General features: G+C 54.4%; 14 protein-coding genes. 2 read left to right on the plus strand and 12 right to left on the minus strand.

Annotated features, from left to right (window positions below; translation table 11 throughout):
- Positions 1-9: 9 nt before the first annotated feature.
- From nqrF to ACN0V1_RS11625, 7 genes are all read right to left on the minus strand, one after another.
- A complete protein-coding gene (gene nqrF / locus ACN0V1_RS11595) occupies positions 10-1236 on the minus strand; it encodes an NADH:ubiquinone reductase (Na(+)-transporting) subunit F (RefSeq protein WP_417545146.1) in 1227 nt (408 codons plus the stop codon).
- A gap of 37 nt (positions 1237-1273) precedes the next feature.
- Positions 1274-1882, minus strand: a complete 609-nt coding sequence (nqrE, locus tag ACN0V1_RS11600; protein ID WP_072796844.1) for an NADH:ubiquinone reductase (Na(+)-transporting) subunit E — start codon at positions 1880-1882, stop codon at positions 1274-1276.
- Positions 1882-2547 carry an NADH:ubiquinone reductase (Na(+)-transporting) subunit D gene (locus ACN0V1_RS11605; protein ID WP_417545147.1) on the minus strand — a complete coding sequence of 222 codons (666 nt, stop codon included), beginning with the start codon at positions 2545-2547 and terminating at the stop codon, positions 1882-1884. Before ACN0V1_RS11605 ends, nqrE begins: the two co-directional genes overlap by 1 nt.
- Positions 2548-2549: 2 nt before the next feature.
- Entirely contained in the window at positions 2550-3353 is an 804-nt protein-coding gene (locus tag ACN0V1_RS11610; protein WP_417545148.1) for a Na(+)-translocating NADH-quinone reductase subunit C, read from the minus strand.
- The gene (locus ACN0V1_RS11615; protein ID WP_417545149.1) at positions 3346-4554 is read right to left on the minus strand and encodes an NADH:ubiquinone reductase (Na(+)-transporting) subunit B; all 1209 of its coding nucleotides are present in this window, start codon (positions 4552-4554) and stop codon (positions 3346-3348) included. The genes ACN0V1_RS11610 and ACN0V1_RS11615 overlap by 8 nt, the downstream gene beginning before the upstream one ends.
- A gap of 4 nt (positions 4555-4558) precedes the next feature.
- On the minus strand, positions 4559-5905 hold the full coding sequence (locus ACN0V1_RS11620) for a Na(+)-translocating NADH-quinone reductase subunit A (RefSeq protein WP_417545150.1): 1347 nt from the start codon (positions 5903-5905) through the stop codon (positions 4559-4561).
- A 263-nt stretch (positions 5906-6168) separates the two neighbouring features.
- Positions 6169-7638: a glyceraldehyde-3-phosphate dehydrogenase gene (locus ACN0V1_RS11625; protein ID WP_417545151.1), complete on the minus strand. Its 1470-nt coding sequence runs from the start codon at positions 7636-7638 to the stop codon at positions 6169-6171.
- A 200-nt stretch (positions 7639-7838) separates the two neighbouring features.
- Here ACN0V1_RS11625 and mfd point away from each other — a divergent pair, with 200 nt between their 5' ends.
- Positions 7839-11369: a transcription-repair coupling factor gene (gene mfd / locus ACN0V1_RS11630; RefSeq protein ID WP_417545152.1), complete on the plus strand. Its 3531-nt coding sequence runs from the start codon at positions 7839-7841 to the stop codon at positions 11367-11369.
- A 43-nt stretch (positions 11370-11412) separates the two neighbouring features.
- Positions 11413-12150, plus strand: a complete 738-nt coding sequence (locus ACN0V1_RS11635; RefSeq protein ID WP_417545153.1) for a CsiV family protein — start codon at positions 11413-11415, stop codon at positions 12148-12150.
- Here the strand turns inward: ACN0V1_RS11635 and ACN0V1_RS11640 are convergent.
- The 5 genes from ACN0V1_RS11640 to ACN0V1_RS11660 are packed head-to-tail and all read right to left on the minus strand — an operon-like array spanning position 12128 to position 16396.
- Positions 12128-12910, minus strand: coding sequence for an S-methyl-5'-thioinosine phosphorylase (locus ACN0V1_RS11640; protein ID WP_417545154.1), 783 nt, complete (start codon positions 12908-12910; stop codon positions 12128-12130). The genes ACN0V1_RS11635 and ACN0V1_RS11640 overlap by 23 nt on opposite strands.
- The gene (locus tag ACN0V1_RS11645) at positions 12910-14193 is read right to left on the minus strand and encodes a mechanosensitive ion channel family protein (protein ID WP_417545155.1); all 1284 of its coding nucleotides are present in this window, start codon (positions 14191-14193) and stop codon (positions 12910-12912) included. Before ACN0V1_RS11645 ends, ACN0V1_RS11640 begins: the two co-directional genes overlap by 1 nt.
- A gap of 33 nt (positions 14194-14226) precedes the next feature.
- On the minus strand, positions 14227-14727 hold the full coding sequence (locus ACN0V1_RS11650; RefSeq protein ID WP_417545156.1) for a L,D-transpeptidase family protein: 501 nt from the start codon (positions 14725-14727) through the stop codon (positions 14227-14229).
- A gap of 55 nt (positions 14728-14782) precedes the next feature.
- Positions 14783-15460 (minus strand): TetR/AcrR family transcriptional regulator, encoded by a 678-nt coding sequence (locus ACN0V1_RS11655; protein ID WP_417545157.1) that lies wholly within the window; start codon positions 15458-15460, stop codon positions 14783-14785.
- 60 nt (positions 15461-15520) lie between these two features.
- Positions 15521-16396 carry a hypothetical protein gene (locus tag ACN0V1_RS11660; protein ID WP_417545158.1) on the minus strand — a complete coding sequence of 292 codons (876 nt, stop codon included), beginning with the start codon at positions 16394-16396 and terminating at the stop codon, positions 15521-15523.
- Between the last annotated feature and the right edge of the window lie 147 nt (positions 16397-16543).

Here is a 16543-nt window from a genome sequence, read left to right on the forward strand (position 1 = left end):
CTGAAAGGTTTAGCCTCCGAAGTCATCCAGCATGATGTTCTCGTCTTCGACACCCATATCTTTCAGCATCTTGATAACCGACGCATTCATGATAGGAGGCCCGCACATGTAGAACTCACAGTCTTCAGGCGCAGGGTGATCCTTCAGGTAGTTTTCATAGAGTACATTGTGGATAAAGCCCGTCGGGCCTTCCCAGTTGTCCTCAGGCTGCGCGTCAGACAGGGCAACATGCCATTCGAAGTTGTCGTTCTCTTCGGCAAGCCCGTCGAAATCTTCTACGTAGAACATCTCACGCTCGCTCCGGGCACCGTACCAGAAGCTGATCTTGCGTTTGGAGTTCAGGCGCTTTAACTGATCAAAGATATGAGACCGCATGGGCGCCATACCGGCACCACCACCGATAAACACCATTTCCGCTTCGGTTTTCTTGGCGAAAAACTCACCAAATGGTCCCATTACCGTAACCTTGTCACCCGGCTTCAGGTCAAACACGTAACTGGACATGATGCCCGGCAGGTGATCAGTACCCGGAGGCGGAGTGGCAATACGGATATTGAACTTGAGAACGCCCTTCTCCTCCGGATAGTTCGCCATGGAATAGGCGCGAATGGTCTCCTCCTTGTTGATGGCCTTATAGCGCCAGATATCCAGCTTGTCCCAATCGCCGTGGAACTCTTCTTCAATAACAAAATCCTTGAAGTTGATTTCGTAGGGAGGGCATTCCAGCTGAACATAACCGCCAGCGCGGAAATCGACTTCCTCGCCTTCCGGCAGCTTCAGGATAAGTTCTTTGATAAACGTGGCAACGTTATGGTTGGAGACAACCTCACATTCCCACTTCTTGACGCCGAAGAACTCCTCAGGCACCTCAATTTTCATGTCCTGCTTGACCGGAACCTGACACGACAGGCGCCAGCCTTCCTTCTCTTCACGGTTCGTGAAGTGGGTCTTTTCCGTAGCCAGCATCGCGCCGCCGCCTTCAAACACCTTGCACTTGCACTGGGCACAGGTACCGCCGCCGCCACAGGCTGACGACAGGAAAATACCGCTGCCCGCGAGGGTGCCCAATAGCTTGCCACCGGCTTCCGTTTTCACGGTGTGTTCCGGATCGTCATTGATTTCGATGGTCACATCACCGGTGCTTACCAGTTTGGATCTCGCCGCGAGGATGATCGCCACAAGCGCCAGAACGATAACGGTGAACATGACCACGCCGAGTATTATTTCTGTATACATGGTCTCGCCTTTTCGTTAAACCGAATCACCGGATGAATTACAGGGAAATCCCAGAGAAAGACATGAAGCCAAGGGACATCAAACCTACGGTAATGAAGGTGATACCCAGGCCACGCAGACCTTCAGGAACGTCGCTGTACTTCAGCTTTTCACGGATACCGGCCAGGGCAATAATGGCCAGAGCCCAGCCCACACCAGCACCAAAGCCATAAACCACACTTTCACTGAACGTATAGTCACGCTCCACCATGAACAGTGCAGCACCCATGATCGCGCAGTTCACCGTAATCAACGGCAGGAAAACGCCCAGTGCGGAGTATAGTGCCGGGATATATTTGTCCAGAATCATTTCCATGATCTGAACGATGGCCGCAATAACACCGATGTAGGTGATCAATCCAAGAAAGCTCAGATCCACATCAGGCAAACCTGCCCAGGACAGGGCGCCTTCGCGAAGGATGTTGTTGTAGATCAGGTTGTTAACCGGCACGGTCAGCGTCAGAACAACAACAACGGCAATACCAAGGCCCGTAGCCGCTTCAATTTTCTTGGAAATGGCAAGGAACGTACACATGCCCAGGAAAAACGCGAGCGCCATGTTCTCAATGAAAATCGCTTTCAGAAGCAGGCTGATATAGTGCTCCATCAGAAGGCCTCCTTATGGGTGTGGCGAGACATCTTGTAGTCCGGCTCTTCTACCTGCTCGGGCATCCAGGTGCGCAAGCCCCAGATCGCCAGGCCGATAATGAAGAACGCGCTCGGCGGCAACAACAGCAAGCCGTTAGTGATGTACCAACCACCTTCGTTTACCGGAGATAGCAGGGTTACACCAAAGAGTGAGCCCGCACCAAGCAGCTCGCGGAAAAACGCCACGAACAGCAGCATGATCGAGTAGCCCATACCGTTACCGATGCCGTCCAGGAAGCTCAGCCAGGGGCCGTTCTTCATAGCGAAACCTTCAGCACGCCCCATAACAATACAGTTGGTTATAATCAGACCAACAAATACGGACAGCTGCTTGCTGATTTCGTAAGCATAGGCTTTGAGTATCTGATCGACCACGATGACCAGGGAGGCGATAATGGTCATCTGTACGATGATCCGAATGCTGTTCGGAATCTGTGTACGAACCAGCGATACCGCAAGGTTGGAAAAAGCGGTAACCGCAATAACCGACAGACACATAACGATGGTGACGTTCATGCTGGTAGTTACCGCAAGCGCTGAACAGATACCAAGGATCTGCAGACCGATCGGGTTGTTACTGAATATCGGTTCGAAAAGAACCTGTTTGGCAGTTACTTCGGCCATGATCAGACCTCCCCTTCACGAAGTTTCTTGAGGAACGGTGCGTAACCCCGGTCACCCATCCAGTAGTTAACCAATTGCTGAACGCCACGGCTCGTCAGCGTCGCACCTGAGAGCGCATCAACCTTGTGTTCCTTATCAGGGGTGTTAGCGCCTACGCCACCCTTCATCAGGCGGATCTGGGGTTCGGTTTTATCTTCACCGTAAAGCTCTTTACCTGCCCACTGGGATTTCCAGCGCGGGTTATCCACTTCGCCGCCAAGACCAGGTGTCTCTGCGTGAGCATAGAAACCGAGACCTTCGATGGTATTCAGGTCCCCTTCAAGGGACATAAAGCCGTAAAGAGTGGACCAGAGTCCGTAACCATGAATTGGCAACACCACACGCTTCAGGTTCCCGTTTTCGCTCAGGGTGTAAACCTTGGCGATGTTGGGACGACGCTTGATACCCGCCTTGTCTTCCGAAGAAGGAATCTTGGTGGACATCTTGGGATCAGAAGCCGCTTTGTACATGTCGTACTTCATGGGATCTTTTACATCCACGGAAGACGGCTCTACATAGTCACCTGTATCCAGATCCACCAGGCGCACTTCAAATTGCGCGAAGACCTCTTCGATCTCTTCGGCACCCGCGCCTTGGGGAAGCATTCCCGCGGCAGACAGGATGTTGGTTTTAATATCCAGGTTCTGGTTCTTGATCTGCGCCGGGCGGAGCACGACAGCAGCGGTAGAGACCACGACAGAGAACACAATACTCAGTACCAGAGCAACAAACAGCGTTCTGGAGACCGTTTCTTTAGCTTTAGCCACGAGCGAGCCTCCTTTTGACGTTGGCCTGAACCACGTAATGATCCATAAGCGGAGCAAAAAGGTTAGCGAACAGAATCGCCAGCATAATGCCTTCCGGGAATGCCGGGTTAATAACCCGGATAAGGATGGTCATTACGCCCACCAGGATCCCGAAACACCAGCGACCGGTATTGGTCATTGCCGCAGAGACCGGATCCGTCGCCATGAACATCATACCGAAGGCAAAGCCACCCATAACCAGGTGCCAGTGCGCCGGAATCGCAAACATCGGGTTGGTTTCAGAACCGACAAGGTTCAGCAAAACGGCCATGCCGATCATGCCGATCAGAACACCACCTACAATCCTGTAGCTGGCAATTCGCATGCCGACCAGAATCAAACCACCGATAAGTACAGCCAGCGTGGAGGTTTCGCCCATCGAGCCCTGAATCGAGCCCATGAATGCATTCATCCAGCCAATATTACTTTCCAACGCGTCAAGGCCACCGCTCGCGGCCCAGCTCAGGGCTGTTGCGCCACTGAAGCCGTCGACCGCAGTCCATACCGTATCGCCGGAAATCTGCGCCGGGTAAGCGAAGTACAGGAACGCACGGCCAGTCAGCGCCGGGTTCAGGAAGTTCTTGCCTGTACCGCCGAAAACTTCCTTACCGATCACGATACCGAAGGTAATACCCAGAGCGACCTGCCAAAGCGGGATCGTCGGAGGGCAAATCAACGCGAACAGGATTGAGGTTACGAAGAAGCCTTCATTCACCTCGTGACGACGCACGGTGGCGAATAGCACTTCCCAGAAGCCACCAACCACGAAGGTAACGGCGTAAACAGGAATGAAGTAAGCCATTCCGTAAACAAAATTATCCCAGATACCAGCGCCGGCACCTGTAACCGCCAGGGCTTGTATGAAAGCTGCACGCAGTCCGCCGTCAGCTATCAACGCATCCGGGTTGGACGCCAGAAAGCTGTTGGCCTGGAAGCCAATGTTCCACATACCAAAGAACATCGCCGGGAAGGTACACATCCAAACCGTGATCATGATGCGTTTGAGATCAACGCCATCGCGCACGTGCGAAGTTGTGGACGTTACCGAACTGGGCGTGTAGAAAATGGTGTCAGCGGCTTCGTACAGAGCATACCAGCGCTCGTACTTGCCACCTTTTTCAAAATGATGCTCGATTCCATCGAGAAACTGTCTGATAGCCATCGTATTAGCCCTCGATCTCGATTCGGGTCAGGTTCTCACGGAGAATCGGACCGTATTCATATTTACCCGGGCACACGAAGGTGCACAGCGCCAGATCTTCTTCGTCCAGCTCCAGAGCGCCGAGCTTCTGAGCCATTTCGGTATCGCCCACAATCAACGCACGTAGCAACTGGGTAGGCAGGATATCGAGAGGCATAACCTTTTCGTAGGCACCTACAGGTACCATGGCGCGTTCACTGCCATTGGTGGTGGTCGTAAAATCGAACAGCTTCCCGCCAGTAAGTTTCGACAGGTAGATGTTCAGAACAGAGAACTTGTTCACGCCCGGTGACAGCCATCCCATGAAGTAGCGCTTGTTGCCCTCTTCCAGCAGAGATACCTGATTGGCAAAACGGCCAAGATACTCACAGGGACCTTCGCCACGACGACCGCCGAACACAGAGCCGGAAATCGCGCGCACATCGCAGTCTGTCGCCACTTCGCCATCGAGAAGCTCGGCAAGGCTGGCGCCCAGACGGGTTCGAACCAGCCGTGGCTTCAGGGCCTTGGGGCCACCCAAAGCAACAATACGGCCAACATTCAGCTCACCGGTTGTAAACAGTTGCCCTACATCAATCACGTCCTGGTAGTTAATCGTCCAGACGCACTTTGAGACTGACACCGGGTCAAGGTGATGAATGTGCGTTCCGACGTTTCCAGCGGGATGCAAACCATCAAACTGCTGAACGTCGATATTGTCGGCTTTTGGCACGGACACGTTGGATCCGGGCCGGCCGGTGACGAACACTTTGCCAGAGGTGAGCCGACCCAGAATGGTCAGGCCGTTCTCAAACGCTGCAGCATTTTCAGCGATCACAAGAGTGGGATCAGCAGCCAGCGGGTTGGTATCCATAACGGAAACAAAAATGGAGTGCGGGGCCGTGTCGATTTCAGGCACTTTGCTGTAGGGGCGGGTCTTGAATGCCGTCCACAAACCGGACTCAACCAGGTTATCAACCACCTGCTGACGTTCCAGACCAGCCAGATCCGAGTCACTGAAGCGGGCAAAGGTCTCGGCCTCGTCACCATCGATTTCGATGACAATTGACTGAAAAACCCGACGCTCACCGCGGTTGATTTCTTTCACCACGCCAGCGGCAGGTGATGTATAACGAACGCCTTCGGTCTTCTTGTCCGTGAACAGCAGCGTACCGCGCTTGACACGGTCTCCTTCTTTTACAGCCATCGTCGGCTTCATGCCGATATAGTCAAAACCGATTAGCGCAACATGGCGAACCGGCTTGCCGTCTGTGATGGTCTGTTCGGGAGCGCCGCTGATGGGAAGATCCAGGCCTTTTTTGATCTTGATCATTAGCCTCATCCAATCATCAGAAACTATTCTATGCATTTGTATCGCCCGCCCCCTGCGGCCCAGAAACAGTTGAGAAACGGGGGGACAGACATACCCAAAATCGCGCCAATTATAGTGTCTAAGGCAAGCTATTTCCACCTGAAACGAGAACAGGTTTGTACCGGAACGTAATCCCGTAGTGGCCAGTCGCCGTTAACAAAAAACCCGGCGACTTCCGGCGCCGGGTTTTTGGAACTGCCAGTGCCAATTCTGACGCACTGATTTCAGTCGCGTGCGCGCTTCGGAAAGATGGGATAGTTGATACCCGCCATCTGGCTTACAACCCGGATCACCTGCGCGCTGTACCCGAATTCGTTGTCGTACCATACGTAAAGAATCAAGCGCTTGCCCGCGGCGATCGTGGCTTGGGCATCAACAATACCGGCATGACGTGAGCCAACAAAATCTGTCGACACCACTTCCGGAGAGTTCACAAAATCGATCTGCTTCTGCAGCTCAGAGTGTAAAGCCATCTCACGCAGGTAATCATTGACACTTTCTACATCAACCTCTTTCTTCAGATTGAGGTTCAGAATCGCCATGGAAACGTTCGGCGTAGGCACCCGGATAGCATTCCCCGTGAGCTTTCCTTTCAGTTCAGGAAGCGCTTTAGAGACCGCCTTTGCCGCTCCTGTCTCGGTAATTACCATGTTCAGCGCGGCACTCCGGCCACGGCGACTGCCTTTATGGTAGTTATCGATCAGGTTCTGGTCGTTGGTGTAAGAGTGCACAGTCTCAACATGGCCGTCTTCAATGCCGTACTCATCGTAAATTGCTTTCAGAACCGGAGTAATGGCGTTGGTGGTGCATGAGGCGGCTGACAAAATCTTGTCTTCGTCGGTAATCCAGTCGTTATTAATGCCGTAAACGATGTTCTTGATATCGCCTTTGCCCGGCGCCGTCAGCATAACGCGGCTCACGCCCTTGGACTTGAGATGCAGGCCCAAGCCCTCTTCGTCACGCCAAATACCGGTGTTATCAATTACGATGGCATTGTTAATGCCATACTGGGTGTAATCCACCTTGTCCGGGCCGTCTGAATAGATCACCTTGATGAAGTTACCGTTGGCAATCAGCGCAGACTCTTTCTCATCGACGCGAATGGTGCCATCAAAAGGACCATGTACAGAGTCGCGACGCAGCAGGCTGGCGCGCTTTTGCAGATCGTTTTCGGCGCCACCCTGGCGAACCACAATCGCTCGCAAGCGGAGGTTATTGCCACCACCTGCCTTTTCAATCAGGATGCGCGCGAGCAGGCGCCCGATACGCCCGAAGCCATAAAGCACAACGTCTTTAGTGCCGTTGCTGGCATCTTCTTCTGACTGGGAAGAATACTGGCCAATCACCGGTCCGATTTCTTTTTTCAGAAACTCGGCCAGATCGCCACCCTCTTCCTTGAATTTTACCGCCAGCTTACCGATGTCGACGTGCGCGCGCCCGAGATCCATCTGATCCATGGCTTGCAGTAGAGGCAGCGTGTCGTGCACAGACAGCTCACTTTGTTCCACCTGACGCACGTATCTGTGAGCGCGAATAATATCGATAACCGACTGATTGATAATGGCGCGACCGTAGACGGAGGTGACTACATTATTTTTCCGATAGAGGCGGCCAATAAGCGGAATCATAGCCTCTGCGATAGATTCTCTGTCCATCCAGTTAGACAGGCACTGGTTCATCTGTTCGTGACTCACGGTAGGGACCCCTGTGTTTCGCACGTGGAATAATTAAGGTCGGGCATTATCCAACTTAAACCGACCAACGGCAAATACGAACTGGCACGGACATCGTACAACTGCCGCCATGACACCGCCATCTGTGAACGTTAGAATAGCCGCCACACCGGCTCCCTCAAGTCTCCCCAACACCTAAATGCAGGAGAAAACGACTGCCCATGAACCAAGGTGCCCAGACTCCCGCGTCACTGCAAACACTGATTGCGCCGCAATTTCCCGAGAAACCGGGCGATAACCGCACCTGGGGACAATTGCATGGCAGCAGTGATGCCCTCGCCATTTGTGAAAGCGCGCGGGCCCACAAAGGGCTGACACTGGTGATTACTCGCAGCACCGCCGATGCGATCCGGCTGGAGCAGTCCATGCGGTTTTTCCTGGGCTTGCCACCCGAGGAAGATGGAGCGACAGTTACAGAGGATGGCCTGGAACTTTTGTCGCTGCCTGACTGGGAAACCCTGCCTTACGATCTGTTTTCTCCACATCAGGATATTACCTCGCGGCGCATCCGCACCTTGCACCGACTGCCCGGGATCCAACATGGGGTTATCGTGGTACCCGCCAGAACCCTGATGCACCGGTTGCCCCCGGTAAACTATCTCCAGGGTAACACTCTGTTGCTTGAGACAGGCCAGTCTCTGGACATTGACAACTGGCGTATGCAACTGGCAACCGCAGGTTACCGGCACGCCGAAAACGTTTATGAGCATGGTGAGTACGCCGTTCGCGGATCCATACTCGATATATTCCCCATGGGCTCGAACCTGCCCTACCGAATTGATCTGTTTGATAATGAAGTCGAAACCCTTCGTACCTTCGACCCGGAAACGCAGCGTTCCATCGACCGCATTGAGCGCATCGAACTTCTCCCGGCCTATGAATTCCCCTGGCACAAGGAAGCCCGTTCCGGCTTCCGTGGGCGCTGGTTCGAGCAGTTTCCAAACGCGGATAAAAACGCGCCCATCTACCAGGACGTGACTCATGGCATTACGCCCCCGGGCATTGAATACTATTTACCGCTGTTTTTCGACCAGACCGCCACCCTGTTTGATTACCTGCCAGGCACCACCCACGTCGTTACGGCCGAAGGCCTGAACGAAGCGGTCAGTCATTTTGATGCCGAAACCCGCAATCGCTATGAAGACCGCCGCCACGACCGGCACCGGCCGATTCTTCCGCCCGCCAGCCTGTTTTTGCAGCAGGATGAACTGTTTGGTCAGCTCAAAGGCTTCCCGCGGGTAACCATGACGCCGGAGACGGCAGAAGGCGGTGGCGCCGTGAATTGCGCCAGCGAGGCTTTGCCGGATATCGCCATGAATGCACGGGCTGCCGACCCTGCCGGCCGATTGAAGCGCTTTATACAGGACTTTGCCGGGCGCGTGCTGATTTGCGCCGAGTCTTCAGGCCGACGCGAGGCCTTGATTGAAAACCTGGGAGAGCACCAGCTTCAGCTACAAGGTTTCGAAAACTGGCGGGACTTCCTGGCTGATGACAGCGGCACACTGGGCATCACCATTGCTCCCATGGAGCAGGGGCTGGTATTACCCGGCCACAATCTGGCCCTGATTACTGAAACTGCCCTGTTTGGCGAGCGTGTGCTGCAGCGCAGACGCCGTGAGAAGCCCACAGAGCTCAATGACGACGGCTATCGCGACCTGTCCGAGCTGAGAATCGGCTCACCCGTTGTGCATATCGATCACGGCGTTGGCCGCTACCTCGGTCTGGAAACAATCACCGTAGAAGGTGAATCGAGCGAATTTCTGATGCTCGAATACGCCGGCGGCTCAAAACTGTACGTGCCTGTTTCCGGCCTGCACCTGATATCCCGCTACGCCGGCGCAGACACAGAACACGCACCTCTGCATAAGCTGGGAACTGACCGCTGGAGCACTGCCAAACAAAAGGCCCTGGAAAAAATCCGCGATACCGCCGCCGAGCTCCTGGACGTCTACGCGCGTCGAGAAGCCCGCAAAGGATTCGCCTTCGAAGATCCAAAGGAAGCCTATCGCGCCTTTGCAGCAGGCTTCCCTTTTGAGGAGACGCCCGATCAGCAGGTTGCTATTCAGGCCGTCTTCGAAGACATGACCAATGAGAAGCCCATGGACAGGCTGATCTGCGGCGATGTCGGCTTTGGCAAAACCGAAGTCGCCATGCGCGCCGCCTTCCTGGCGACCTGGTCGGGAAAGCAGGTCGCTGTATTGGTGCCCACAACGCTGCTGGCCCAACAACACTACGAATCCTTCCGTGACCGCTTCTCGGATACTCCGGTCAGTATCGAACTGCTAAGCCGTTTTCGAAGTGCCAGCCAGACCAGCAAGGCGCTGGAAGCCACAGAAAGCGGCAAAGCCGATATCGTCATTGGCACGCACAAGCTGCTTCAGGGCGATATTCGGTTCAAAAACCTGGGGCTTGTGATTATTGATGAAGAACACCGATTTGGCGTCGGGCAGAAGGAAAAGCTCAAAGCTCTGCGCGCGGAAGTAGACATGCTGAACCTCACCGCGACACCTATTCCCAGAACGCTCAACATGGCCTTGGGCCACCTGAGAGATCTTTCCATCATCGCGACACCACCGGCCCGACGGCTCTCGGTGAAAACCTTTGTGCGTCAGCGCGATCAGCCGATGGTCAAAGAAGCCATCCTGCGTGAGGTTCTGCGTGGTGGTCAGGTGTATGTCCTGCACAACGATGTGGCGAGCATCGAGAAAACCGCAGAGGATTTGCGGCGCCTGGTTCCCGAGGCGCGCGTGGGTGTGGCCCATGGCCAGATGCGAGAGAGACAGCTTGAGCAGATCATGTCGGACTTCTACCACAAGCGCTTCAACGTGCTGGTGTGCACTACGATCATCGAAACAGGTATCGACATTCCAAGCGCCAACACCATTATTATTGAACGCGCTGACAAATTCGGCCTTGCCCAGTTGCACCAGCTGCGCGGCCGCGTTGGCCGGTCCCACCACCAGGCTTACGCCTATCTGCTGACACCTCCGCCAAAAGCGATTTCAGCGGATGCCAAAAAGCGACTGGAAGCCATTTCCGAGGCGCAGGATCTCGGCGCCGGGTTTATGCTGGCAACTCACGATCTGGAGATTCGAGGTGCCGGTGAATTACTGGGCGACGAACAGAGCGGACAGATAGAAAGCATCGGTTTTACCCTGTACATGCAGCTATTGGACGAAGCGGTGAAAGCCATTCGTGAAGGTCGCACACCCAATGCAGAGCTGCCCCTGAGCCACGGCACAGAAATGAACCTTCGGATACCAGCACTGATTCCGGAGGATTACCTGCCAGACGTTCACAACCGGTTGATGCTCTACAAGCGTATTGCCAGCGTCAGCAACCGCGATGGATTAAAAGAACTTCAGGTTGAAATGATTGACCGCTTCGGATTATTACCGGAACCGGCAAAAAACCTTGTCCGGCAAACAGAGCTCCGGCTCCAGGCAGAAGCCCTGGGCATCGTGAAAGTGGACGCTGGCAAGGAGTGGGCGCGTATTGAATTCGGCAGCTCCACCCCCGTGGATCCGCTGATTCTGGTTAAGAAGATGCAATCTGCGCCGGACACCTATCGCCTTGAGGGCGCCAACAGCTTTCGTTTTCGGCTGAAGGACGCCTCAACCAGTGGTAAACTCGACGGCATTTCCGGGATGCTGAGCGAACTGGTGCCTGCACCAAGCGCCGCTACCGCCTAAATATCGCCTGAAAAAAGGGCCTGAATAAAACTGGAGCAACCTCTTGCAGACTGATGGTAATCGCTTGTACCGGCTATTGGCCCACACACTATTGACGGGTTTTCTGCTTACAACTGCCATGGTGAGCTACGCGCAGCAAACGCCCGACGACTATTACCGGGCAGAGTTTGTGATTCTGGAGCGCATCGTCGACCCGGCTGCGGTGAATGAGCGCATGGTTAACCGTAAAGTGTCAGCACCGGTGGATACCAACGAGATCCTTTATCGGGTCACTGGCGACGGAACGACTCGTTCTTCCCTCAAACTCGTGTCACGCAACGAGCTTCACCTCGGGAACGCGGCCAACAGACTGGAACGAAGCGGCAAATACCGAGTACTCATGTCGGCAGGCTGGTACGAAGCCTTCCCACCAGACTACAAAGGCCAACCACTACGCGTTGAAATTGGAGACTGGCTGCAACAGGCCGGCCAGAGAGCCATCGAAGGAAATATCACGATTGACCGGCAACGCTATCTGCACGTTGCGGTTCACCTGAACCACTGGCAGGAAGGAAAGGTTGCTGCTGAGGGAATAACTCAAGACAGCTCAGCAGAGCCTCAGGAAGCCATCCCTGTCTCTACCTCGGCTCCTGCATCAGAGCTGACGCTGAGGCCTGAAGTACCACTGGAGCTACTCACCTGGATCCGCGAAACCCGCCGGATGCGGAGTGGGGAAATCCATTTTCTGGACTCCCCCACCATCGGCGTTCTTGTATTCTTCAAGAAGGTTGAGGCAAAGTAGTAAGGGTCCCGAGACCGGTCATCGAGACTTCAAGAATCTGTCTGACACCAGACATGCCTTGCTTGATGGCCGCTTCGATTTCTTCCATAGTAATGATGTGGTCGGACTTCCCCGCCGCCCAGTTCACCACCAGACCCAGGCACACATACCGCATCCCCAGCTCGGCTGCCAGAGCGGCTTCCGGCATGCCGGTCATTCCTACCAGATCACACCCATCGCGCTCCATACGCCGTATTTCGGCCGCTGTTTCAAGCCTCGGCCCCTGGGTTGCGCCATAAACACCAAACCCTGAGAACACGACATCGTGAGCGGCAGCTGCCTGAATCAATATGTCACGCGCGCTTTGGTCGTAAGGCCAAGTGAAATCGATATGGGTTACTTTATCCAGATTGCCCTCAAAGAACGTACTTGCCCTGCCCCAGGTGTAGTCAATGATCTGCTCTGGAATAACCACGCTTGCAGGGCCCATATCAGGGTGTATCCCACCCACCGCATTCACCCCAATGACGGTGCGTACGCCGGCGTCATAAAGGGCTTTAATGTTCGCCCGATAGTTCACTTCATGAGGCGGTATTCTGTGAGGATTGCCATGCCGGGACAGAAACACAACAGTCTGGCCATCAAGTCGCCCTTCGGTCAATTCGGATGATGGCGTGCCCCAGGGTGTTTCGACGGTTCTCGTCCCCGCAATCTCGAGGCCTGACAGGGTCGTCAGGCCGGTACCGCCAATAATGCCAATGGCACCGCTGATTTCAGACATCAATCACCACCCTCTTCTCCATATCCGGCCTCCAGAGACTGCTCGCCTTCGTCACCCGCCTGGGTGTCGTGGCGACGGCTACGCTCGCGCCTGGCACGGTCTCCTCTGCTTCGCGACGCCTGTTTTCGATCACGCCCCTCTTCATCGCCTTCCTGGCTGTCGCGATTGTTTTCGCGCTCTGAAAGGCAGCTATCATCGCTGATATGCAAGGTTTGCGTCGGGAAGGCTACCTCGCCGCCGTGGCCGACAATAATGTCGCTGATCTTCAGCAGCACATCCTGCTTCACCTCATGGTATCGAACCCATTGGGTCGTTTTGGTGAAAGCGTAAACCATGATGTCCAGCGACGAGTGGTTGAAAGCAAGAAAATTCACAATCAGCGTTTGCTTACTATCAATGTCTTCGTGTTCTTCAAGCATCGAGCGGATATCTGCAACAATCGTTGCCATCTCACTGACGTCCGCATAGCGAATGCCAATGATCTCGGAAATACGCCGGTTGGTCATGCGCGAAGGGTTTTCTACTGCGATGGTTGTAAACGTGGCATTGGGTACATAGAGAGGGCGCTTGTCGAATGTCCGGATAGTGGTAAGCCGCCATCCGATGTGTTCCACGGTACCCTCAATATTGCGATCCGGTGAGCGCACCCAGTCTCCGACCTTGAACGGTCGGTCGAGATGGATAATAAAACCGCCGAAAAAGTTAGCCAACAGATCCTTGGCCGCAAAACCCACAGCGATACCGCCCACACCACCAAAAGCAAGCACACCCGATATGCTGTAGCCCAGAGACTGCAAGCTGATCAGCACAGCGGTAATAATCACCACGGCTCGCAAAAGCTTGCTCACCGCGTTAACGGTGGTGTAATCCATAGGCTTCTTCATTTTTACCGGAGAGATAAGGATGCTCTCTATTGCCTTTACCGCCCTGAGCAAAGTCCAGACAAAGATATAAATGAAGCCGACCTTGAGCACCGTTTCGTTGGCTTTGAAGATCTCGGCTGACGAGTAGCGATGGGCGACCTCAGCAGCCCAGTACACACCCTGAAGCCAAACAAACGCTACCACCGGTGAGCGGGCAGCATGAAGCAGTGCGTCATCCCAGATATTTTGAGTTTTGGCGAATCGGCGCTCCAATGTGCCTATGACATGGCCGACAATGTAGGCGATAGTGGCCGTGCCAAATACTAGCGCGAATACCACAATACTCACGCGCCATGCTTCAGACAGCACACCAAAATTCTCGATCCAGCCATTCAGCGTGGACATCATTTCGCCTATCATCGAATTCCTCTAATCTTTGTTAACAATCTGGTTTCAACGGATCGTAACCGGCATACCCGGCCGAACATGGTCAAACAGTTCAATAACATCGGCATTGCGCATACGAACACAGCCATGGGAAAGCGCCAGTCCCATGGGCTCTGTGTCAGGGGTGCCATGTATGTATATAAAACGGCGGAAGGTGTCGACACCGGCACCGCGATTTTTCCCCGGTTCCAGACCGCATAACCAGAGGATGCGGCTCAGGATCCAGTCGCGGCCTGGATGGCTGGCGGCAAGTTCCGGGTTATAGATCTCGCCGGTTGGCCGACGAGCACGGAACACAGTATTGGCTGGGAGCCCGGAACCGATCATGGCGCGTATGTAGTGCTCACCTCTCGGGGTGCAACCACTGCCATCCTGCTCACCCTCACCATAAAGCGCAGTGGAAACAGGATAACGAACGATTACGCCCCCGCCTGCATCGAGCAGCGCAAGGCTTTGGCCTTCCAGGCTGATGTCAATTGAACTGGCACTGAGGTTGTGGTGGGTCACAACGGGTCGGGCTCCCTCCAGGATTCAGGAGGAAGCCTAACCGAGAGGATGCAAGTCAGGCAACCGGGATCTTGCCTGATGCAGGAGGAACAAGCAGAGCATCGGGCGCCTGCATGCCTGCTGCAAGGAAGGGAACAAGGCGTGCGGCAATTTCCTGAACCGTAGTCTCTACGCCCAGCTTGTTACGGAGAATGTCCTGAAGGGCATCGCTACTGGACATGGTAAACGCTGTAGCACCGAGCATGAACTGGATGCGCCAGTAACGATCCACGGCCGAGAGCTGAGGCGTGGCTTCCTTTAACAGTCGCATGAAACGGCTGAACGGCTCGCCGTATTCCAGTTCAAGAAACTTGCGCAAATGCCCTTGCGACTGGGTATAAGCCAACCCGAGCAACCGCATGAAAATCGATATACCCTTCTCATTGCGCTGAGGCATGCGAACAGCACTTTCAGTAAGCGCCCAAAGGGTCTGATTCAAAGTTGGTGGGTTACCGTCGCAACGCGCTTCGAGCTCATCAAATGCGTTTTCAAGCGTCGCTGAAAACGGAGTCAAAAAACGGGCAAAGACCGCATGAATCAGCGCATTCTTGGAGCCAAAGTGGTAATTCACAGCCGCCAGGTTTACTCTGGCCTTGCTGGTGATCATACGCAGTGAAGTTTCTGAAAAACCACGTTCAGCGAACAGCTCTTCTGCGGCATCAAGAATTCGGTCAACAGTATCTGACTGGGCCATTTTGTTTTCAGTGCCTCTAGCAAACGTCTGTTTGAAACATACGTTTGACGCACATCTATGTCAAGCCCGGCGCTCAGGCTCAGCAACCGCCTTTTGCCAACTGCGGTCGATGGCTTCCTGATTACCTTCGAAAAACGCCACCTGAACCCTCCCGTAAGCCTTTTCCGCTTCAAGAAGATAAATCAGATAGAGCCTTATATGTTCCCGGCGGGACAGAGCCCGGGGCAGAACTTTCTGTTCCGACAAGCGCAGAAGACGGCTGAACCGGCTATTTTTCAGGGCGGGATTAAACTCTGCCATACGGATACACTGCCAGATCAGCCCCTCTTTGCCTTCAAGATGTTCGGCGTGCTTCCGTGCATCCCGCATCATGCGTTGGCGCTTGATCAGCAAATCCAGGTAGGAAGGCTCCGCAGTGTAAATCCGGCGCACGGCTGGAATACCCAAAAGCAGAATGATAACAAATGCACCAAACCCGCCCCCGGCAATCCAGGCGGGCACAGCACCTGTCAACCCACTGAGAAATACGGTGGCCGCCACTAGCGCAGTGAACACCCAAAGATCACGGCTGCGGCGTGCTGACGCAACACTGAAGTTATCAGGCCAGTCGTTCATTGCCAACAGATCGAAGTCCATCAGCAAAACACGATCACACTGGCGCAAAATCAGTCTCAGCGTTCGCTGACGGGATTCTGCCTGCACCGGCCCTGCATCTTCAGTCGCGCCAACACCATCCACCGACTCAGTACCGGGCTGAGCACCACCAACCCCGGTGGTCGTAACGTCCTCGTTTTGAGACGAAGGTACAGGGACAGCCTTGATTGCAGAGCTTGCATCTGGCTGGGCAGGTACGGGGTCAGCCGACCGCCCAGGGCGTAGTACAGCACCCTGTGCGGCTCCTTTTATAGCTTCTGCGGTATCCTGATTCTGGGCCATGGCAGTCTGTCCAATGCGTTATGGAGCCTCTAGTAAAAGAATCTGTTAAAAATTGTATCGGCAGTCTTGCTCAAATCTTGAATCATGACTTTCACCATAGCATTTTCCGCCCCTCACGCTTGGCAATAGCAACCTTGCTCGTTATCC

Origin of the sequence: Marinobacter sp. (assembly GCF_048266785.1) — a bacterium.
In the GTDB taxonomy this organism is placed as follows: domain Bacteria; phylum Pseudomonadota; class Gammaproteobacteria; order Pseudomonadales; family Oleiphilaceae; genus Marinobacter.